Source organism: Nocardia vinacea, from assembly GCF_035920345.1.
GTDB classification, from domain to species: domain Bacteria; phylum Actinomycetota; class Actinomycetes; order Mycobacteriales; family Mycobacteriaceae; genus Nocardia; species Nocardia vinacea_A.
Genome location: NZ_CP109149.1, coordinates 7,679,121 through 7,700,564 on the forward strand (window position 1 = coordinate 7,679,121; position 21,444 = coordinate 7,700,564).

Genomic DNA, 21,444 nt, shown 5'->3' on the forward strand with positions numbered 1-21,444 from the left:
GGGCGGCCCTGTGATCTGCGCCCGCAATATCGCATGGTGCTCCAGGCAACACCCCGTTGATCCGCGCGCACCCGCATACTGTTCGAGTGATGATCGCTACGGACCTGTCGACGCCCGTGCCTGATCCCTACCGCCACGATCCGGGCATCGCGCCGTCCCGCTGACCGATGCTCGAAACCACGACCACCCTGACGAAGCTGCGTGCGCGCGGCGTCGTGGTCGTGCGGCGTGCCGAGGACATCATCGATCTGAATTATGTCGGGCTGGTCTTCGCGACGATCTTCTTCGCACTCTCGGTGACGCCGTCGCTGGTACCGCGCGACTGGCTGTTCCAGGGCCTGATCAGCGGCATCAATGCCGCGCTCGGCTACGGCCTCGGCTGCCTGTTGGAGTGGCTGTTCCGGCTCTGGGTCCGGCCGCGGCTGGCCAAGCTGCTGCGCGACCGGATTTCGCCGCCGACCTGGGTGCGCTATGCGGTGAAGTCCGCGATCCTGCTCACCGCCGCCGTCACCGCGGCCTTCATGCTGGTGCAGTCGGCCCGCTGGCAGCGCGAGATCACCGCGCTGATGGGCATGGAGGGCACCACTACCCCCGCGTATCTGCGCACGGGATTGCTCAGTATCGCGGTGGGGACCGGGGTGGTCGCGGTGTATCGAACGCTGCGCGAGATCATTCGATTCCTGGCCCGCCAGCTCAATCGCTGGGTGCGGGTGCCGCGCGAGCTGGCGCCATCGGCCGGATTCCTGGTTCTGGTGGTGCTGACCGTCACGCTGTTCAACGGCGTCGCTTCGCGCGCCTTCTTCGCGGTGGCCAACTCCGCGTTCAGTGTGCAGAACGATCACACTTCGCCGAATGCCGTCCAGCCGGTGCAGCCCGAGCGGTCGGGCAGTCCGGCCTCGCTGGCGAAATGGGATTCGCTCGGATTCGAGGGCCGCTGGTTCGTCTCGCACGGTCCCTCCGCGGCCCGGATCACCTCGATCACCGGAAAGCCCGCGCGCGAGCCGATCCGGGCCTATGTGGGTCTGGAGTCTGCGCAGAGCGGTGCGGCGCGGGCCGAGCTCGCGGTCTCCGAACTGGAGCGCACCGGCGCCTTCGACCGGAAGGTGCTGGTGGTGGTCACCACGACCGGCACCGGATGGGTGAATTCCATGGCGGCCGGCGCCATCGAGTACATGTACGGCGGCGATTCCGCCACCGTGGCCTCGCAGTATTCGTATCTGCCCAGCGGGCTGTCCTTCCTCGCGGACCGCGGCAAGGCATCGGATGCGGGCAAGCAGCTGTTCGACGCGGTGTACCAGCATTGGTCGGCGCGGCCGGAGGGGGCGCGGCCGAAGCTGCTCGTGTACGGCGAGAGTCTGGGCTCACAAGGCTCGGAGGCGGCCTTCGACGGACTCGCCGATCTGCGCTCCAAGGTCGACGGTGCGCTGTGGGTCGGGCCGCCGAATTCGAATCGACTGTGGGAGCAGTTCGTTTCGCGACGCGATCCCGGATCGCGCGAGGTCGAACCGGTGTACGCCGACGGTCTGGTGGTCCGATTCGCCTCCGACAGTGCCGATCTCGCGCGTCCGACCACCGAATGGCGGGCCCCGCGCATCGCCTATCTGCAGCACGCCTCCGACCCGATCGTCTGGTGGTCCTCGGATCTGATCTTCTCCCAACCGGATTGGCTCTCCGAACCGCGCGGCTCCGATGTGTCATCGCAGATGCGCTGGTGGCCGTTCGTCACGTTCTGGCAGGTCACGTGTGACCTGTCCAATGCGCAGGGCGTCGCCGACGGGCACGGGCACCGGTACGGCAGTCTGGTATTGGACGGCTGGATCGCCGTCGCGGCACCGCCGTATTGGACCGTGGAACAGTCCGACAAGATCCGGGCCGAGATCGAGGCCGCCGAGGACTACGAGCGTGAGATCAAATGACGGTTATCGGGCGCGTTGCGAAAACCGCTGTCGCCGTTGGTGTTCCATTGGCATGGAGCAATTGGCTGTTGCCGCGCTCGAAGCTGGATCTGCGCGGCCGCACCGCAGCCAATGCCGGATTCGCGACTGGTTACGCACTGGCATTTCGCGGCCGACCGAACTGGTTGTCCGTGCGTGGGCTCGGTTACGGACTCGCCTCGGCGAGCGTGATCGCCGCCGGTTATGGTGCGGCTGTTGCTATTCCGGCGCTGCGTGATCGTCTCGGTGGGTTCGCAGACCGGGCTCCGGACGTCCCGCTCGGTGAGTGGGTCGGGGTACATATCCCGATCGGCACCGTCTACAGCGAGGAACTCATCTTCCGTGCAACACTGAATCCATTGCTGGACAACGGGTTCGGGTCACGCGGCGGTGCGTTGGCCGGAGCGATGGCCTTCGGCCTCTGGCACATCCATCCCGCCCGCGCCGCAGGCGACAACGTTCCCGCAACGATTGCCGCGACCGCAGCCGGTGGCCTCGTGTTCGACTTGCTGCGCCGCCGCACGGACAGTGCCATCGCCCCCGCGCTGCTGCACTTCGCCCTGAACGTCGGTGGTGCACTCGCGCCGCACCTCGCCGCGGCTCGTTCGCCGAGCAGCTGACCGGCTGCAGCCGCTGCCACGTAGCGGCTCCCAGCTTGTGGCCGAACCACCCATGCCGGCGCCAACGAGTCCGGACAGGCATAACTGACTGTTACGACCGAACTTATTGCCGCCATTGACAATTGAAGGGCGTTATATCAGCATGGCTGCGGTACTCAGTGCTCGGGACACACTCACACAGGCGCGAGGTTTTCGTCAGCTACGGCAAAGGAGACCAGGCAAATCATGGGGGACGACCAGCACGACGAGGACTCTCCGAACTCGAGCCGACCCCAGCAGGAAGTTCCCCCTGAGCGGCGCAGCTGGGTCAGTCGCCACCCCGTTCTCGCTGCGATGCTCTTGCCGGTCATTCCCGGTTTGATCGTCGGCTTGATCATCCTCGTACCGGACAAGGCCTTCGATGCCAAGCAGGACGGAATCTCCTCCGCACAGTCCCCAACACCGGCCCAGCAGGCATCCCGGACCGAGCCCGCCGACCGACCGACCACTGTCTCCGCGCCAGCTACTTCCCCGACATCGACCTCGTCGGAGGACGTTCGGTGGTCCGGCACGGTCAACCTGACCTACCTCGACCTGGACTCCGTCCCGCCCAGGGTGGTATCCGGGAACAATGGCGCCAGCACGTGGGCCAGCTACAACTACTCTTCGTCCAAGAAATTCTCCGAAGCCACGCTCTACGGTCTGCGAGGCGACTTCCTTACCGTGGAGCCCACCATCGCGTCCTGGACCAATCCGACCAAGCCGACCCGGCAACAGTGCGCGGACCTCATCGTCACCCAGGGCGTCGAATCCCTACCCATCAGCAAGAACAGCAGCTACTGCGTCAAGACCGCGGCCAATCGCGTCGCCTTCATTACCGAACTTTCGCTCAGCGACGCCATCCACGCCTACACGGCAGTGGTGACCGTCTGGTCCGCCACCCGCTGATGGGCCTCGCCCACACGCCTTCACGACGAGCGTGCAAAACGGAGACTTCAACCGGCCCGAAGCGTAGACACCATCCGCTGAGCGACCGACCCACACTCGTCTAGCAGCAGCGCATTCTCGCCCGGCGGGAATCCCCCGGATTCGGGCAAGAGCACGGGCGCTGAGGCCAGTCGCCTCCCAGTATTCTCGGCATCGTGGCAGGACGAGCAAGGGTGGATCCAACGGAACTACGCGCGGCGGTCGCGGCGGTCAGTGCCTGGCTGCGCGACGATTCGACGCCCGCACCCGCCCGGCCCGAACTCGCCGCCGCGGTCCGCACCACCGTTCGCACCCTCGCCGCCGCCGCACCCGGCCACTCCGTCGAGGTTCGCGTCCCACCTTTCGTGGCCGTGCAGTGCATCGAGGGCCCACGGCACACCAGGGGCACGCCGCCGAATGTCGTCGAAACCGACCCGCGCACTTGGCTTTTGCTTGCCACCGGCCTCCTCGAATTCGACGTTGCGGTGGCATCGGGCGCGGTCAGCGCTTCCGGCGGCCGAGCTGGCGAAGTGGCCCACTGGCTGCCCGTCACGCGTGCCACCGCAGACTGACGATCGTCCACGCCAGTCGCACCGTCCACGTGCGGGCACCTCGGGTTTCGCCATCCGTCCACGGCGCCACACGGAGTGCGGTCTACTTGAATGCTGAAGTGGCACACCGACGAGCAGCTTTTAGCGCGAGTTAATGTCGGGACAGTAAAGGGCGCGGGTGGCGCCCAGCGAAGGCAGGCAAGAAACGACGAAACCCCCAGAGTCTCCGGGGGTTTCAATGGCAGGGCTACGGCCGATCGAACTCGCCGTGGTTGGCACCGGCGAGGAAGGCGTCCCATTCGGCCGGGGTGAAGATCAGCGCGGGACCTGAGCGGTCTTTGGAGTCGCGTACGCCGATCATGCCTCCGTCGAGGTGTGCGACCTCAACGCAATGCTCACCCCCGCCGCTGCGGCTGCTCTTGAACCAGCGTGCCCCGGACAGATCAACGTTTTTCACGTTTCGAACTCCTTCGCTACCTGCCTCAGCAGCCGCTTGCTGTCTGCTTCGGACAATGCTACCCGGCCGATCGTTTCGTGCGTCTCCAGATATCGAGCCACGATGTTCGCGCGGTCGTAGTACAGCCGAGACCCGTAGGTCTCCACGTAAACCGTGGTCGGCTCTACAGGCTGTTCAGTGTTCGGGTCGGCGGGGAAGTGCAGGATCACGTACGGTCCGGTTGGGATGCCGAGCGGGAGGCCCGCCGAGTACGGAACGATCCGAACTCGGACGTTCGGCGGAGTGTCCGCCAGTTTGCGGAGCTGTGCGGCCATGACCCTTTTCCCGCCCACGATGCGCCGAAGGACGGACTCGTCCAGCAGAAGATCCACTTCCACGGGGGACATCCCGCGCGTGAGGGCGGCTTGCCGCCGCATCCGTACCTGGATTCGCTGGTCCAGCTCCATCGGCGTGTCGGACTCGAAGAACAACCGGTCCAGTGCCCGCGCGTAGTCGGCTGTCTGCACGATCCCCGGAACCACTTCGGCCAGATACATGATCACCTTGGCTGCTGCGGACTCCAGGCTCAGATATGTTCCGAAGTCCTCCGGAATCAGGTCTTCGTAGCGCTGCCACCAGCATGAGTCATCAACGGGTCTGGTTCGTTCGTCTGCTTGTGCGGCAAGGGCTTTGAGAGCCTTCATGCGGTTGGTCGCACTGTAGATCTTGCACAGGGCTTCGATGTCGAGTTGGCGGATCCGGGGGCTCTCGCCTTTCTCCAGCCGCTGCAACGTTCCGGCCCCGCGCTCGATCAGACGTGCCGCGTCGGCTATGGACAGACCTGCCCCATGCCGAAGCTCGCGCAGCTCGCGTCCGAGCTGACGGCGCGGGATTGTGGTCGGGTTCTTGCCTGTCATTAGCGTTGCTCCCGAATCTTTGGATGGCATGCGCCTGGTTGATGGGTGTACGAATCGGAGTTGCCTGGATCAAGCTGTGCATCGTGTTCGGATGTCTTGCTGGACAAACGGATGAATCTGCCTGGACGGTCCATTTATGCTGTGAAACCGCGATTCCTGGTGATTTCCTGAATGCGCACCTGGTGAACGGAAATCCGCACGAACCCCCAACGCTCTCCCGGCTCAAGGGTACTGCGGGACACCGGGAAACGGCACCGACCGCCGCTTCCTCCAGTGGCCGACCCCCTGCGGCCCGTCACCAGGTGCACCAACCGAACCGAGGGAAGTGCCGAGGTGGACCCCCTTCTCGATCACCGCGCAACCGAGATCGATAGCAGCACACACGCTCACACGATCATGCAAGACCACAAGGAGTGCCCGACAACCGTTTGCGCGGCCAAGCTTCAGGCCAAGCTCTACCTGGTGCATCACGGCCTTCTGCAGCCTCGAACCAACCCCCGCAACCGCTTCGGATTCTGATCGTGGAGATCGCAGAGCAGGCGCAGGTCGAAGCGGCAGTGATCCGCGAAGTCATCGACGCGGTGGACAAGCGGATCTTCGCGATGGCGGGCAAACGGAAACTCACCGTGTCCAAAGCCCGCATCTATGCTGCGGTTATTTATGAAGTCCTGGCCAGTGCCCGCGAGAACTCTATTGGCTCAATGTGTCTGCTCGACGCGCCCCTGCTGGACTCCATCCTGGACAGCGACGAGGACGAGGGAACCAATGTCTTCGATCGAATCCTGGAAGTCGTCATCACTAGTTGAAAGACTTCCTTCCCGCCCGAGTGTCCCCCACAGGGGTAAGAGGATGCCTGGGACAGCCATTGTCCCAACAGGTTTCGGAGCCGAGCATCCTCGCTGTGCCCCCATAATTCCTAAGGTTGGCGTGAATCCCATTGAGGGATACGAGGATTAAGGGAAGACGGTGTCGGCGGCCTGGGTCAGGCGGTCCAGCAGCGCGGTCCTGATGGCCGGGCGGGAACCGAAGACCAGCGTGAAGGTCGCCTCGCGTAGTGAGCGCTCGGCGACGTTGCCCCGCGTGACGGCCGCGCTACCGGTGGCCGTCGCCAGCGCCGACGCCGTGCGGACCGCGAGTTCGGACGCGCGGGCGCGAGCCAGGTAGACATCCGACTGGCCGGTGAGCGCATCGTCGAGTTCGGTTCGGATGCGGGCGGCTTCGGCGGCCAAAGGTGTGGTGTCGATGCCGAGCTGGGTGAGTTCGCCGAGGCAGCGCCGCACGATGCCGAGAGCGAGTGCGCCGTTGCGCCAGGCGGCCAGAATGAAGGAGGCGTTGAAGCTGCGCAGCGAAATCCGGTTGTCCACAGCGGAATCGGGCACCTGGACGCCGTCGAAGGTGAGCGTCACGGTCTTGCTCGCGTCGGCGGCGATGAGCGGGAGCGGGGTGGCATGTACCGCGGGGCTCGGTTCGGCGGGCACCAGCACGCTGATCAGCGATCCCTCGTCGTCCGCATCGCGCGCCATCACGCCGAGAATGTCCACCAGACCCCACCCGGTGACGAACGGCGCGGTGCCGTCGAGGACATACCCACCGTCGACGCGGCGCGCGATCAAGCCGGGTTGGTCGTTCGCGCCTGCGTAGCTCACACCCGCGCGTACCCGTCCGTGCCGCAGATCCTCGGTAAGTCGTTCGCGCAGTTCGATATTCGGTGAGGTGGCGATCCGTCGCGCGACCCCGAGATGCTGCGCCCAGACGAAGGTGGTCGTCAGACATCCGGCGACCAGGATCTCACCGGCCTGGGTGAACGTAGCGATATCCATATCGTCGGCCATCGTCGCGCCGTAGAACCCGTACTCGGCGAGCAGGTCGAAATGGGTGCCGGGAATTTCGCCGGTGCGGTCGACCGCGTCGGCCTGTGGTGCGAATATCTCATCGGCCAGATAGCGCGCGTGTTCGATCCACGAATTCACACGACCCATCTTGGTGCATGCCGCGAATCCGGTCGCAGTCGCCATGAGGCTCGCCTCAGCCGCGGGACAGATCGCGCCGATGTAGGCCCTTGTAGTCGTAGTACCGGGTGATGACGGTGCCGAGCACCAGCCCGATCGAGAGCCCGAGCACCGCCATCCACACCCCGCGGGACAACCCCGCCGGGAAGTTCGCGTCGAAGTAGAGAATTGCGCGCACACCGACGAACACCTGGTGCATCGGCTCGAATTTCGCCAGCCAGCCCAGATATTTCGGCGTCGCCTCGATCGGCACGGTGCCGCCCGAGGAGGGCAGCCCGAGAATGATGAACAGGATCAGGTTGATCAGCAAACCCGCCGAACCGACCGCTGCGAGGATGGACAACCCGGTGATCCCGACCGCCATGATGGCCAGCGCGCTATAGAGAAACAGCGTGAGCGGATGGTCGATCGGCATATCGAGCAGCCCGGCCACACCGAGGAATACGCCCGCGACGATATTCGCGGTGATCACCATCACACCCCATTTGATCAGCAGCGTATTGAACCGCGAGATCGGAGTGGCCGGAAAATGCACGTACCACGGCCCGTATTCGGTGGGCACGAATCCGAGTGCGGCATCGATCATGGTGTGGATGGTCATCGAGCCGACCAGTCCGGCGAGCAGAAGTAGCAGCGCGTAGAAGAACGCCGTCAAACCCTGTCCGGTGCCGGACGGCAGCGGACGGAACGGCGAGATGACGATATGCACCGGATCCGCGAGCGCCACCCGCGTCGCACCTGTCAACTCGGGCGCGGCCCCGCCGCTCGGCGGCGTCAACTGCGCATTCACCTGATCGGTCAGCTTCTTACCGACCTGCTCGTTCACCTGGGCCAGCGCCTGGGTGCCGATGGTCGTGACGATATTGGTGACGAACGCACCACTGCGCGGATTTGTCTGCAGGGTCAACGTCGGGCGCTGGATATCACCGGGCACCACACTGCCCACGCCGAGAATGCCGAGGCGCTTGCTGAAATCGCTGGGAATAAGGATCGTGCCGTACACCGCACCGGACTGCATCTTCAGCTCGGCGTCGTTGATACCGAGCACCTGCAGATCGACCTTGTCCGCCGGAATGCCGTGGCGCAGCGCATCGGTGATCTGTGTGCCGAAATTCACCTGCTGCCCGCCGACCGTATCGCCGACATCCTGGTTCACCAATGCGATCGGGAAGTCGTGCAGGTTCTGCTCCGGATCGACGACATAATCCAGATACATCGTGCCGAGCAGCGCCATGAACAGCGTCAGTACCGCGATCGGGACCAGCCACATGCGCGCGGTCAACCGTGTATCCGACCCGCGGGTGCGCGCACTGTCCGAAGTCGTCACGGCTGGGACGGTAACACCGTGCCGCGCGGAAAAACGGCAGCGTCGCTCCGCGATTGCTGTGCCTACCCGGTGGCGGTGATCGCGGCGCATCGTCCACCCGTAGAATGGCTATTGCCCCCAGCCCGCCCGAACAGGGAGCAAACGGTGACCAACGCCGAAATGCCGGTCGAAACTACCCCCGATCAGGTCGAGAACGAACCACGCGAAGAGTGTGGTGTGTTCGGAGTCTGGGCGCCGAGCGAGGACGTGGCCAAGCTCACGTACTACGGCTTGTATGCGCTGCAACACCGCGGCCAGGAAGCCGCGGGCATCGCCGTCTCCGACGGCTCACAAATTCTGGTCTTCAAGGATCTGGGCCTGGTCAGCCAGGTATTCGATGAGCAGACCCTGGCCGCGATGCCGGGTCATATCGCCATCGGCCACTGTCGCTACTCCACCACCGGCTCCACCACCTGGGAGAATGCGCAGCCGATCTTCCGCACCACGTCGGTAGGTTCCGGACTTGCGTTGGGCCACAACGGAAATCTGGTCAACACCGCCGAATTGAGCGCACGCGCACGCGAACTCGGGCTGATCGGTATGCCGCCGGTCTCCGGTGGTCGTCCCACGCCGATCACCGCCACCTCTGACTCGGATGTGATGACCGCGCTGCTCGCGCACGCCGCTGCGGATTCGAGCATCGAGCAGGCCGCGATGAAGCTGCTGCCGACGCTGAAGGGCGCGTTCTGTCTGACCTTCATGGACGAGCACACCCTCTACGCCGCGCGGGATCCGCATGGTGTTCGTCCGCTGTGCCTCGGTCGGCTCGAGCGTGGCTGGGTCGTAGCCAGTGAGACCGCCGCGCTGGATATCGTCGGCGCCGCCTTCGTCCGGGAGATCGAGCCGGGCGAACTGCTGGCGATCGACGCCGACGGTGTGCGGTCCATGCGCTTCGCCAATCCCGAACCCAAGGGCTGCGTCTTCGAATACGTCTACCTGGCCCGGCCCGACAGCACCATCTCCGGTCGCTCGGTGCACGCCACCCGGGTGGAGATCGGCCGTCGCCTGGCCAAGGAACATCCGGTCGAGGCCGATCTGGTGATTCCGGTGCCGGAGTCCGGTACCCCCGCCGCGGTCGGTTACGCGCAGGGCTCGGGTGTGCCATACGGGCAGGGCCTGATGAAGAACGCCTACGTCGGGCGCACCTTCATCCAGCCGAGTCAGACCATCCGCCAGCTCGGCATCCGACTCAAGCTGAATCCGCTGCGCGAGGTGATTCGCGGTAAGCGGCTCATCGTGGTGGACGACTCCATCGTGCGCGGCAATACTCAGCGCGCGTTGATCCGGATGCTGCGCGAGGCGGGGGCGCTGGAGATCCATGTGCGGATCGCCTCGCCGCCCGTGAAGTGGCCGTGCTTCTACGGCATCGATTTCGCCTCGCGCGCGGAGTTGATCGCCAATGGCGCGGGCGCCGATGACAGCTACGACGACATGGTGGAGGCGGTGCGACGTTCGATCGGCGCGGACACCCTCGGCTACATCTCCACCGAGGGCATGATCGCCGCCACCGAGCAGCCGCGCTCGCGGCTGTGCTGCGCCTGCTTCGACGGCGATTACCCGATCCCGCTGCCCACCGAGGCGGCCATCGGCAAGAACGTGCTCGAGGGCATGCTCACCGGCCAATCCGAGGCAATGTTGTTGAGCGAGAACGCGAATGCGAGTGCGCTGAGCCGCCCCTGACGAAAGACGATCGACGAACCCCTCGGCAGCAGCCGAGGGGTTCGATCTTGTTCGGACCGAGTCTCGAGGCCCATCTGTCCGCGGGTGTGCCATGGCCTCCTCGAGACGGCTGCGGGCCGATTTCGGAGTGAACCTGGTCATTCGTCCGGTGATCCGGTGTTGCCCGCGCACTATGCGCAACGTCGGCTAACACCGTCGTGATTTTTTCTTTGAAAACGCAACATCCCAGAAATGGATCGTGGGTACGGTGCCCGACATATCGGAAGTTCACCGTGCCCACCGCGGTCCTGTGATCCAGCACACGCGGTGTGGCGCGCTCGAGAAGTGGGGCCTGATGATGAGGGTTTCGATGAAGCCTGGGCGAGGGAACCGGACGCGACGAATCGCGGCGGTCGGGATGGCGGCGCTGGCCGTCTCCGCGATCGCGGGATGCGGTTCGGGGCGTACCGGAGGTGGTGGTGACGGGGCCGGTTTGGTGGCCGGCACCACGGATAAGATCTTCTCGCTCGATCCCGCGGCCGCGTACGACAACGGATCGCTGCTGGTCGAAAACCAGATCTATTCGTATCTGCTGAATTTTGCGCCAGGCGATGCCACACCGAAGCCCGACGCCGCGGAGAAGTGCGAGTTCAGCTCGCCGACGGTGTACACATGCAAGCTGAAGTCGGGGCTGACATTCGCCAACGGAAACCCGTTGACCTCCAAGAGCGTCAAGTTCTCGTTCGATCGCATGCTCGGCATCAATGACCCGAACGGTCCCGCCTCGCTGCTGGGCAATCTCGAGAAAACCGAGATCGTCGATGACCTGACGGTGAACTTCACGTTGAAGGTCGCCAACGATCAGACCTTCCCCGCGATTCTGCCGACCCAGGCCGGTCCGATCGTGGACGAGAAGGTTTTCCCGGCCGACAAAGTGCTGCCGGACGAGGAAGTGGTGAAAACCAAGGGCTACTCGGGCCCGTACACGATCGCCAGCTACGACAAGAACAAGCTGGTCGAGTACAAGGCGTTCCCGGACTACAAGGGCATCCTGGGCACCCCGAAGACCTCGCAGGTCTCCACCAAGTACTACGCGACCTCGGACAATATGAAGCTCGATCTGCAGAGCGGGGCACTCGACGTCGCGTACCGATCCTTCACGCCGACCGATATCGAATCGCTGCGCAAGGACAGCAAGGTCAAGGTGGAGGACGGTCCGGGCGGCGAATTGCGCTATATCGTCTTCAATTTGAACACCATGCCGGGCGGCACCCCGGAGCAGAAGCTGGCGGTGCGCAAGGCCATCGCGTCGTCGATCGACCGGCCCGCGCTGGCCGAGGGTGTCTACAAGAACACCTATCAGCCCGCGTACGGCTATGTGCCGCAAGGCATGCCGGGTGCGGCCGAGCCGCTGAAGGATCTCTATGGAGCCAAGCCCAATAAGGATGCGGCGGCGAAATTCCTCTCCGGGGGCGGCGTCGCCACACCGGTGGAACTGAATCTGCAGTACAACCCTGATCACTACGGTTCGAGCAGCTCCGAAGAGTACGCGGCAATCAAATCGCAGCTGGAGTCGACCGGACTGTTCAAGGTGAATCTGCAATCCACCGAATGGGTTACCTACCAGAAGGAACGGGCCCGCGACGGTTACCCGCTCTACCACTTCGGCTGGTTCCCGGACTACCCGGACGCGGACGACTACCTGACCCCGTTCTTCGCGCCCAACAACTTCCTGCAGTCGCATTTCGAGGAGCCGAAGATCACCTCGCAGCTCACCGCGGAGACGACCGAGCAGGATAAAACCAAGCGCATCAAGCTGATCGAGGACGTGCAGAAGGATCTCGCGCAGAACTACCTGCCGACCCTGCCGTTGCTGTCGGGTAAGCAGATCGCGGTATCGAATCCGAGCGTCAAGGGTGTTTCGGACACACTCGACGCGTCGTTCAAGTTCCGATACACGGTGCTGAGCAAGTGACATCCGGCGAAGCCGGGCCCGAATCCGTCGCCACCGCTGATAAGCGGGGACCGGTTCGGGCCCGGCGCTTCGGGCTGTCATGGGTCGGGAAGTCGAGTGGGGATTCCCGGCAGCTGGCGTTGTTGCGGTATTTGGTGATTCGACTGTTCTTGATCCTGCCGACGGCGTGGATCCTGGTCACCGTCGTGTTCTTTCTGATGCGGGTGATCGGCGATCCGATCAGCGCCGCGATGGGCGGACGGATGACACAGGAACAGATCGAAGTGCGCAAGGAGGCAGCCGGTTTGAACCGGCCGATCCTGACCCAGTATTGGGAGTACATCTCCGGGCTGATGCACGGGGATTTCGGTCACTCCCAGGACAATCGGCAGATCAGCGAGGTCGTGACAACCTACGGCGCGGCCACCCTGGAACTGGTGTTCTGGGCGCTGCTGGTCGCCTTCGCGGTCGGCGTGCCACTCGGCAGATACGCTGCGACACACCGTGATTCGACCGCCGACGCCGGGCTTCGGTTATTCGCCGTCCTGGCCTACGCGGCGCCGGTGTTCTTCGTCGGTCTGCTGCTGAAGCTGATCTTCGCGGTGAAGCTGGAGTGGCTGCCGGTCGCCGGCCGGGCGAGCACTTCCGTCGAGCTGCAACTGCAGCATGTTTCGCCCAAGACCAACATCATGGTGGTCGACGCAATCCTCTACGGGGACAACAGCTATCTGATCGATGTGCTGAAGCATGCGATATTGCCCGCGGTCGCACTCGGTCTGTTGACAGCGGGGATCTTCCTGCGCCTGGTGCGCGTCAATCTGATCCAGACACTGCACAGCGAATTCGTGGACGCCGCACGCGCCCGCGGACTTTCGGCGCGGGTGGTGACGGGGCGACATGCCGTGCGCAACGCGATGATCCCGATCATCACGGTGATGGGCATGTATATCGCGACGCTGCTCGGCGGTGCGGTGCTCACCGAGACCACCTTCGAATGGAAGGGGCTGGGTTATCAGCTCGCGGAATACCTGCATCAGCGCGATTTCATCGCGGTGCAGGGCATTGTCGCGTTCCTGGCGCTGGCCGTCGCGGTCATCAGCTTCCTGGTGGATGTCATCGTCGCGCTGATCGACCCGAGAGTGAGGTTCTGATGACCGCTCCGGAATTGGCGAACGAGCCACTGGTGATGCCGCCGGTGCCGCCGACGAAGCGCAGGCGGATCCCCGGATTGCGGCTGTTCACCATGACCGCCGGATTGCAGCGGGTGACGCTGATCGTCGGACTCGGCCTCGTCGCGGTATTCATATTCGTGGCGATCTTCGCGCCGCTGATCGCACCGTATGGGCTCGCCCAGAACTCTTCGGACGGTGTCGCTTTCGTCGCACAGCAACCGCCGTCGGGGCAGCATTGGTTCGGCACCTCGGTGCGCAGCGAGGATGTGCTGTCCCGGGTGATCTTCGGCGCCCGTACCGCGCTGTTGGTGATCGCGATCTCGCTGGTGATGTCACTGGTCGTCGGGGTACCGCTGGGGTTGGTGTCCGGGTACATCGGACGTGCCCTCGACCGGGTACTCGTACTGTTCATGGACGCCATCTACGCGTTCCCGACCCTGCTGCTCGCGATCGTCGTGTCCATCGTGGTCGCGGGTGGGCAGTCGAGCAGCTTCGGCGGCGTGCTGTCGGCGTCCGTCGCGATCACGGCGATCTATGTGCCGCAATACTTTCGGGTGGTTCGCAATGCGACCGTCGCGGTGAAGAACGAACCGTATGTGGACGCGGCCAGGGTCACCGGTGCGTCCACCACGCGAATCATGTTCCGGCACATCCTCGCCAACGTCACCCAATCGCTGCCGGTTATCGTCACCCTCAACGCGGGCGATGCCATCCTGACGCTGGCCGCGCTCGGCTTCCTCGGTTTCGGTATCGAACCGACCCAGGCCGCCGAATGGGGTTACGACCTCAATAAGGCGCTTTCCGATGTGTCCAATGGCATTTGGTGGACCGGCATCTTTCCCGGTACGGCCATTGTGCTGGTCGTACTGGGCCTGACCCTGGTCGGTGAGAGCCTCAACGAGGTCCTCAATCCTTTGCTGCGCACCCGCCGGGCCCTCGCTCCGGCTACGGTCGCCACCGACAGCCTCGGCGTCGGGGCGAGCGGTTCGGTCACCGTCCTCGAAAAGGACGTTCCCGCATCCCAACTCACCGTCGCCGAACTTGATCTGGTCGAAAAGGACAGTGCCACAGATAAAGACGGCTCGTCCGGGGAAGGAGCATCGCAATGACGGAAGCGGTAGCCGAGACCAAGCGTCCGGCGCTGTCCATCGACTCACTATCGGTCACATTCGCCACCGACGCCGGTCCCGTATACGCGGTCAACAATGTCTCCTACGAGGTGTTCCCCGGCGAAGTGCTGGCCATCGTCGGGGAATCCGGCTCGGGCAAATCGGTGAGCTCGCGCACCGCGATCGGACTGCTGCCGAATACCGCGCGGGTCGAGGGCCTGGTCACCCTCGGCGCGGACAAGGTCACCTCGATGAGCGAGCGGCAGCTCACCGCGCTGCGCGGCGGCGCGATTTCGATGATCTTCCAGGAGCCGGGCCGCGCACTCGATCCGCTGTTCACAGTGGGCTATCAGATCGCCGAGGCACTGCGGGCGCACAGCGATATGAGCCGCAAGGCCGCCAAGGCCAGAGCGATCGAACTGCTGCGCATGGTCGGCCTGCCCGATCCGGAGCATCGGGTGGACTACTACCCGCATCAGCTCTCCGGTGGCCAGAAGCAGCGTGTGATGATCGCGATCGCGATTTCCTGCGAGCCGAAGGTGATCATCGCCGACGAACCGACCACCGCACTCGATGTCACCGTGCAGGCCGAAATCCTGGAACTGTTGCGCGATCTGCGCGATCGCATCGGCAGCGCCATCGTGCTGATCACGCACAATATGGGCGTGGTCGCCGATATCGCCGACCGGGTGGTGGTCATGCGCGACGGCAAGGTGGTCGAGCAGGCGTCGGTGGACGAGCTGTTCGCGGCGCCCAAGCAGGAGTACACCCGCAAACTCCTCGCGGCCGTACCGCATTTGGGTACCGAGCAGTTGGAGCACGGTGCGGTCGAGGAGGTCGCCGCCGGCGAGCCGGTGCTCGAGGTGACCGATCTGGTGGTGCAGTTTCCCGGACCGTTCGGCCGACCACCGTTCCGTGCCGTGGACAATGTGAGTCTGTCGATTCGGCCGGGTGAAACCCTCGGCCTGGTCGGCGAATCCGGTTCCGGGAAGTCGACCATCGGCCGCTGCGTCGCGGCCTTGCAACGCCCGACCTCCGGGGTCGTGAAGGTGCGCGGACAGAACATCGCGAAGCTGTCGCAGCGGCAGCTGCGGCCGATTCGCCGCCGCTTCGGATTCGTCTTCCAGGATCCGGCCAGCTCGCTGAATCCGCGGCTCACCGTCGGCGACTGCGTGGCGGAACCGCTGATCGTGCACAAGGCGGGCAGTTCGGCGGAGATCCGGGCGCGAGTCCGCAAGCTTCTCGATGACGTGCAGCTGCCCGCCGGCACCGAACGCCGCTATCCGCACGAACTGTCCGGCGGCCAACGGCAGCGCGCCAGCCTGGCCAGGGCGCTGGTCCTCGATCCGGACCTGCTGGTGGCCGACGAGCCGACCAGTGCGCTGGACGTCTCGGTGCAGGCGGCGGTGCTGGAGCTGTTCGGTCAGCTGCAGCAGGAATGCGGCTGGGCCTGCCTGTTCATCAGCCACGATCTGGCGGTCGTCGACCAGCTGGCCGACCGGATCGTGGTACTGCGCAACGGCGCGGTAGTCGAGCAGGGGGATCGTGATCGCATTCTGCGTCGTCCGGAGCAGGAGTACACCCGGCGACTGGTCGCCGCGGTGCCGGTGCCCGACCCGGTGGAGCAAAGGCGGCGGCGCGCTGAGACGGCTGCATTGTTCGCCACCGAGCAGGCTGACTGAATGCACGGGGGAACCGTCGCATTTGTCCTGGTGGTGGCCATCCAGCGCTATGTCCGCTGCAAGCTTGTTATCCGGCTCCGGTAGCGTGAGCTGGCATCTATCCGCCGATTCGGTTTGGAGCTCTCCCCGAAAATGACTGAGCAGACCCCCAGTGGTGCCAGTGCCTCGTACGCCGCAGCCGGCGTGGATATCGAGGCAGGTGACCGCGCAGTCGAGTTGTTCGGGCCATTGGCGAAGAAGGCCAGCCGACCCGAGGTGCAGGGTGGGCTCGGCGGATTCGCCGGGCTGTTCGCACTGAAGGGGGGCTACCGCGAGCCGTTGCTCGCGGCCTCCACCGACGGGGTCGGCACCAAGATCGCGGTCGCCCAGGCGATGGACAAGCACGACACGGTCGGCCTCGACCTGGTCGCCATGGTCGTGGACGATCTGGTGGTCTGCGGCGCCGAGCCGCTGTTCCTGCAGGACTACATCGCCATCGGCAAGGTCGTCCCGGAGAAGGTGGCCGAACTGGTCTCCGGTATCGCGGAGGGCTGCGTGCGGGCGGGCTGCGCACTACTCGGTGGCGAGACCGCCGAACACCCCGGCCTGATGGATCCCGACGACTACGACCTGTCCGCGACCGGTGTCGGCGTGGTCGAAGCCGATTCGGTGCTCGGTCCGGACCGGGTGCGTCCCGGCGATGTGGTGATCGCCATGGGCTCCTCGGGGCTGCACTCCAACGGCTACAGCCTGGCCCGCAAGGTGCTGCTCGATATCGACCGGATGTCGTTGACCGGCCACGTCGAGGAGTTCGGCCGCACCCTCGGTGAGGAGCTGCTCGAGCCGACGGTCATCTACGCCAAGGACTGCCTCGCGCTGATCGCCGAAACCGATGTGCGCACCTTCGCACACGTCACCGGCGGTGGCTTGGCCGCGAATCTGGGCCGGGTGATCCCCGCGGGCATGGTCGCCGAACTGGATCGCGGCACCTGGAATCCGGCGCCGGTATTCAAGATGATCGCGCAGCGCGGCCGGGTCGACCGGGTCGAGATGGAGAAGACCTTCAATATGGGCGTCGGCATGGTTGCCGTGGTGGCGCCCGAGGACGTCGACCGGGCCCTGGCCGTGCTGACGGCACGGCACATCGCCTGCTGGACCCTCGGCACCGTCAAGAAGGCCAAGGACGCCGACGCGGTCCGCACCGTACTGGTCGGCGAGCACCCGCGCTTCTGAATCATTGGCCGCGCCTTCGGCGCGGCGTGTTCGCGGCCCCTGGTGTCTCGCGTCCGAGCCGTCGAGACTCGCGCCTGCGGCGCATGCGCTTCGACGACTCGGACGCGAGACGGGCCGCGAACGGCGCTCGTAAGACTCGCGCGTTGTGGTTCCGTTTGTCGCGCACGGAAATTCACAACAGCGTCCCGCATCGTCGGATGCGGGACGCTGTTGTTGTGCAAGCCTCGAATGGTTAGTCCGGTCACGCGGCGTCAACGGGTGAAGGGGGAGGCCCGTCGGCCTCCCCCTTCGTCGTCTACCGAGTCAGCGGCGCCAGTCTTTGTAGTCGTCGTCCTCATCCCAGCGGGATGAGGATTCGTCCGCGTCGTGCTCATCGGACAGCACACCACCACTCCGCTGGGAGGTGGGGCTACCCGAAAGCTCGCGCTGAAGGCTCGCGAAGTCAGTCGGCGCGGAGCTGTACTTCAGCTCGCGTGCGACTTTGGTCTGCTTTGCCTTAGCCCGGCCACGGCCCATGGCTGACCCCCTCGCGTCACTGCGGGGCGGCCTGGGGTTTGTTGGCGGCCCCGTTCGAATTAATACTCTTCCTGACAGACACTTTAGCGTGTGTCAGGCGGTCGCGCTTCCAGGAGTGGCGGAAGAGCTCCGGAAGTGGCGTCGTTTGCCCGGTTGTCGCCGTCGGGCCGCCCCCTCAGACGACCCCGGGAATCGCTCGGATGACCCCGACCCTGGCACCGCCGCCGAGCACCGGCGGCGCCGCGAGTTCGGCATGCGCGGCGGTCCATTCGACGCCCATGCGATGCAGAATGGCCAGCGTCAGGGGGATTCGCGCACGGTCGTGACCATCGGCGATCTTGTATGCGAAGGCCGTTCCGTCCGGTAGCGCCCCCGCGTGCACACCGTCCGCGCCGATCTTGCAGACCAGGCCGGGAGTGGCCTGCATGGTCAGTAAATCGGGTGCGTTCGTGCCGGAAATCACTCGCGGATTGGCACGAATCGCATCGGCGACGCGCCGCTCCGGCGAGCCGGGCGCGGCGGTCGCCATGGCCGCGAACGCGCGGGCCAGATTCACCAGTGAGACCGGGATGATCGGTAGTCCGCAGCCATCGATGCCGAGGTCGGTTTCGGGTTCGCCGGTGAGGTCGGTGATGGTCGCGATCACCGCTTGTTGCAGCGGGTGCGCCTGGTCCAGATAGCCCTCGGTGGGCCAGCCGTTGACGGCGCAGGTGGCGAGCATGGCCGCGTGCTTACCGGAGCAGTTCATGTACACCCGACGGGGTTCGGGTAGCGCCTCGGCCCGTGCGCGCTCCTCCTGCGGCAGGTCGGGCGGGCATTCAAGGGACTTCTCGTCGAAGCCGAAACGGTCGAGCAGACGCTCGACCAGCGCGACGTGATCCGGTTCGCCGTAGTGCGATGCGGTCGCGATGGCCAGCTCGGCATCGTCGAGCGGTTCGAAGCCGTTGCGCAGCAAGGTGATCGCCTGCATGGGCTTGTTGGTGGAACGCGGGAAGATCGGGACGTGCACCTCGCCGAGCGCGAGGGTCGGTTCGCCGTCGGCGCCGAGGATCACCACCGAACCGCTGTGCACGCATTCGCGGAAGCCGGAGCGGACGACCTCGACCAGCTCGACGGTCATAGCTCGGCTCCTGCCGGTTCGCCCTGCTGCTGGTGGGTGCTTGCCGCATCGACCTGCTGTTGGTGGGTGCTTGCGGGTTCGGCCCGGTGTTGGTGGGTGCTTGCCGGTTCGGTCCGGTGTTGGTGGGTGCTTGCCGGTTCGGCCCGGTGTTGGTGGGTGCTTGCCGCATCGACCCGGTTGTCGTGGGCGCTTGCCGGATCGACCCGCCGCTCGCGGGCACGGCCGGCATTGGCGTGGCGGCGGCCGTGACGCTCGATCTGCATCCGCACATCATCGGAGATGGTCGGTTCGGTCGTGAGCAGAATCGCGAGAAGGTCGGGATCGTGGCCGGTGAACAGGTCGCGGACGGTGATGCCGTGGTCCGGTGTGTGCACGATGCGGACCTCGTCGCCCGCACCGATCGTGCCCTCGGTGAGTACGCGCAGGTAGGTGCCGGTATCGCTCTGCGATGTGAACCGTTTGACCCAGTGGGACTCGCCGGACCAGTGCTGGAAGGTCGAGCACGGCACGCGGGGTGCGCTCACCTCGAGCAGGGTGTCTCCGATGGTCCAGTGCGCACCGATCACCGCATCACTGACCGGGAGTCCGGTTATGCGCAGATTCTCGCCGAACCAACCCGCGGGCAGTTCGCGGCCGAGTTCCTCGCCCCAGCGCCGCGCGTCCTCCTCGGCGTAGGCGTAGACGGCCTGATGCACGCCGCCGTGATGCTTGGTGTCGCACACATAATCGCCGTCGAGACCGTGGGCACGCGCGGCGACGCGATGGGGAACAGGTCGCTTGTCGATGGCCGTCCGGCCGACGCGGGTCGGCACCTCCAGTTCGGCATGGACGACGCACACGGCAAGCACCCGAGCGCTATCGGGCTGCATCAACGGCCACGCAACCGGTCGACGGCGATCCGACCCGCCTGGGGTGCATCCTCGGAGGGGACCGAATCCGGATCGATGGCGGCCGCAGTCGGGCCCGCGACCAGTTCGGTACCGGCCGGGATGGTGCGTTTGATCAAAGCCAGTGCGATGGGACCGAATTCGTAGTGGTCGATGACGGTGCCGAGTCGGCCGACAGCACGCCCGCCGACAGTGACGTCCTCGCCGGTTGTCGGACGTTCGTCGGCCGAGCCGTCGAGATGCAGCAGCACCAGGTGGCGCGGCGGCTTGCCGAGGTTGTGCACCCGGGCCACCGTTTCCTGGCCGCGATAGCAGCCCTTGTCCAGGTGCACCGCACCGTGTTCGGCGACACCGCCGATCCAGCGGGCCTCGTGCGGGATGGTCCGTTCGTCGGTGTCGAGTCCGATCCGGGGGCGCAGTGCCGCGACGCGCAGTGCCTCGAAGGCCCACATGCCCGCCGGTTCGGCGCCGGCGGCGGTGAGGCGAGCCCAGCGGTCGGCGAGTTGGTCGCGTGGGATGACCAGGTCGAAGGAGTCCGCGGTCGGCCACGGCATGCGGCGCAGGAACCCGCCGTCCGGCAGTGGCACCGCGTCGTAGGTCTCCGGGAGGGTGGAAATGCCGAGCGCTTCGGTCAATTCGGTAATGCGTGGACCGAGCAGGCTCAGTACCGCATGATCGGCGGCCTCGACCGGTTTGGCATCGGCCCAGAAGACCATCTTCGCCAGGAACTCCAGCAGCGCCGGTCCGTGCTCGCCTTCGGTGTCGATCCACACCGTGGCGTCCAGCTCGGTGAGTACGAAATGGTGCAGCACGCGGCCGTTGAGATCGAGGTCCAAGTTCTCGGCGGACCGACCGTCACCGAGGTTCGCGATGTGCTGGCTGGTGATGGTATGCAACCAGGTCAGCCGCTCGGCCCCGGTGATTTTCAGGACGAAGCGATGCGACCGGTCGACGATCGCCACCCGCTCCGCGGCGGCGCGCTGTTCTCGGAAGGGATCCCCGTAATGCCAGGCGACGGCGGCATCCGGCGAACCGGCCGCTCCCGCGACGGCGCCCGGGACAGCGAGGATAGGACTGGGTGCTACGACCACGGACACGTAAACCACTCTAAGCGCGAACCCGATTGCTTGCTTTCAGCGGCCTGTCGACTGCTGCGGAACGTCCGCTCCCCAGCAACCCCAACGGAGCGAGTCTTACGAGCGACGTTCGCGGCCCGTCTCGCTTCCGAGTGGCCGAAGCGCACGCGACGAAGTCGCGAGTCTCGGCCACGCCGCTAGCGACTGCTTGCAGGTCGCTCGAAAGGGTCAGCCGCGAGACAAGAAGGGGCCGCGAACACGCAGTGCCGCAGCCGCTGC

The 21,444-nt window shown here is 65.3% G+C and carries 18 protein-coding genes and 1 pseudogene; 11 read left to right on the forward strand and 8 right to left on the reverse strand.

The features are described 5' to 3' along the window. The first annotated feature begins 167 nt into the window (after positions 1-167). From OIE68_RS34965 to OIE68_RS34980, 4 genes are all read left to right on the forward strand, one after another. Complete coding sequence (locus tag OIE68_RS34965) at positions 168-1,916, forward strand: alpha/beta hydrolase (RefSeq protein WP_327095219.1); 1,749 nt, start codon at positions 168-170, stop codon at positions 1,914-1,916. Then, on the forward strand, positions 1,913-2,554 hold the full coding sequence (locus OIE68_RS34970) for a CPBP family intramembrane glutamic endopeptidase (RefSeq protein ID WP_327095220.1): 642 nt from the start codon (positions 1,913-1,915) through the stop codon (positions 2,552-2,554). The genes OIE68_RS34965 and OIE68_RS34970 overlap by 4 nt, the downstream gene beginning before the upstream one ends. A 225-nt stretch (positions 2,555-2,779) precedes the next feature. Continuing rightward, on the forward strand, positions 2,780-3,481 hold the full coding sequence (locus tag OIE68_RS34975) for a hypothetical protein (RefSeq protein WP_327095221.1): 702 nt from the start codon (positions 2,780-2,782) through the stop codon (positions 3,479-3,481). A 194-nt stretch (positions 3,482-3,675) separates the two neighbouring features. After that, the gene (locus OIE68_RS34980) at positions 3,676-4,071 is read left to right on the forward strand and encodes a sterol carrier family protein (protein WP_327095222.1); all 396 of its coding nucleotides are present in this window, start codon (positions 3,676-3,678) and stop codon (positions 4,069-4,071) included. Positions 4,072-4,297: 226 nt separating this feature from the next. On the opposite strand, the gene OIE68_RS34985 is transcribed toward OIE68_RS34980, so the two are convergent. Together OIE68_RS34985 and OIE68_RS34990 are read right to left on the reverse strand one after the other, a co-directional pair. Next, a complete protein-coding gene (locus OIE68_RS34985) occupies positions 4,298-4,507 on the reverse strand; it encodes a DUF397 domain-containing protein (protein ID WP_327095223.1) in 210 nt (69 codons plus the stop codon). Beyond that, positions 4,504-5,403 (reverse strand): helix-turn-helix transcriptional regulator, encoded by a 900-nt coding sequence (locus OIE68_RS34990; protein WP_327095224.1) that lies wholly within the window; start codon positions 5,401-5,403, stop codon positions 4,504-4,506. The genes OIE68_RS34985 and OIE68_RS34990 overlap by 4 nt, the downstream gene beginning before the upstream one ends. A gap of 521 nt (positions 5,404-5,924) precedes the next feature. Between OIE68_RS34990 and OIE68_RS34995 the strand changes: the two genes are divergently transcribed. Next, a complete protein-coding gene (locus tag OIE68_RS34995; protein WP_327095225.1) occupies positions 5,925-6,209 on the forward strand; it encodes a hypothetical protein in 285 nt (94 codons plus the stop codon). Positions 6,210-6,356: 147 nt separating this feature from the next. Here the strand turns inward: OIE68_RS34995 and OIE68_RS35000 are convergent, their stop codons facing one another. Together OIE68_RS35000 and OIE68_RS35005 are read right to left on the reverse strand one after the other, a co-directional pair. Then, positions 6,357-7,418 (reverse strand): acyl-CoA dehydrogenase family protein, encoded by a 1,062-nt coding sequence (locus OIE68_RS35000; protein ID WP_327095226.1) that lies wholly within the window; start codon positions 7,416-7,418, stop codon positions 6,357-6,359. Positions 7,419-7,428: 10 nt separating this feature from the next. Continuing rightward, entirely contained in the window at positions 7,429-8,682 is a 1,254-nt protein-coding gene (locus tag OIE68_RS35005) for an ABC transporter permease (protein WP_327101936.1), read from the reverse strand. Positions 8,683-8,898: 216 nt separating this feature from the next. Between OIE68_RS35005 and purF the strand changes: the two genes are divergently transcribed. From purF to purM, 6 genes are all read left to right on the forward strand, one after another. Then, positions 8,899-10,458 (forward strand): amidophosphoribosyltransferase, encoded by a 1,560-nt coding sequence (purF, locus tag OIE68_RS35010; protein ID WP_327101937.1) that lies wholly within the window; start codon positions 8,899-8,901, stop codon positions 10,456-10,458. 397 nt (positions 10,459-10,855) lie between these two features. Next, positions 10,856-12,412 (forward strand): ABC transporter substrate-binding protein, encoded by a 1,557-nt coding sequence (locus OIE68_RS35015; RefSeq protein WP_419150832.1) that lies wholly within the window; start codon positions 10,856-10,858, stop codon positions 12,410-12,412. Between the two features lie 119 nt (positions 12,413-12,531). Beyond that, a complete protein-coding gene (locus tag OIE68_RS35020) occupies positions 12,532-13,542 on the forward strand; it encodes an ABC transporter permease (RefSeq protein ID WP_419150833.1) in 1,011 nt (336 codons plus the stop codon). Positions 13,543-13,577: 35 nt separating this feature from the next. Beyond that, positions 13,578-14,672, forward strand: coding sequence for an ABC transporter permease (locus OIE68_RS35025; protein ID WP_419150834.1), 1,095 nt, complete (start codon positions 13,578-13,580; stop codon positions 14,670-14,672). Further along, positions 14,669-16,354 (forward strand): ABC transporter ATP-binding protein, encoded by a 1,686-nt coding sequence (locus OIE68_RS35030; RefSeq protein WP_327095228.1) that lies wholly within the window; start codon positions 14,669-14,671, stop codon positions 16,352-16,354. The genes OIE68_RS35025 and OIE68_RS35030 overlap by 4 nt, the downstream gene beginning before the upstream one ends. A gap of 132 nt (positions 16,355-16,486) precedes the next feature. Then, positions 16,487-17,566, forward strand: a complete 1,080-nt coding sequence (purM, locus tag OIE68_RS35035) for a phosphoribosylformylglycinamidine cyclo-ligase (protein WP_327095229.1) — start codon at positions 16,487-16,489, stop codon at positions 17,564-17,566. Positions 17,567-17,869: 303 nt separating this feature from the next. On the opposite strand, the gene OIE68_RS35040 is transcribed toward purM, so the two are convergent. From OIE68_RS35040 to OIE68_RS35055, 4 genes and pseudogenes are all read right to left on the reverse strand, one after another. After that, positions 17,870-18,082, reverse strand: a complete 213-nt coding sequence (locus OIE68_RS35040) for a DUF3073 domain-containing protein (RefSeq protein ID WP_040686370.1) — start codon at positions 18,080-18,082, stop codon at positions 17,870-17,872. A 175-nt stretch (positions 18,083-18,257) separates the two neighbouring features. Then, positions 18,258-19,202, reverse strand: coding sequence for an asparaginase (locus OIE68_RS35045; RefSeq protein WP_040686371.1), 945 nt, complete (start codon positions 19,200-19,202; stop codon positions 18,258-18,260). A gap of 233 nt (positions 19,203-19,435) precedes the next feature. Continuing rightward, positions 19,436-20,071: pseudogene (locus tag OIE68_RS35050) on the reverse strand (MOSC domain-containing protein); the annotation flags it as partial. Further along, positions 20,071-21,186, reverse strand: a complete 1,116-nt coding sequence (locus OIE68_RS35055) for a folate-binding protein (protein ID WP_327095230.1) — start codon at positions 21,184-21,186, stop codon at positions 20,071-20,073. The pseudogene OIE68_RS35050 and the gene OIE68_RS35055, both read right to left, overlap by 1 nt. Between the last annotated feature and the right edge of the window lie 258 nt (positions 21,187-21,444).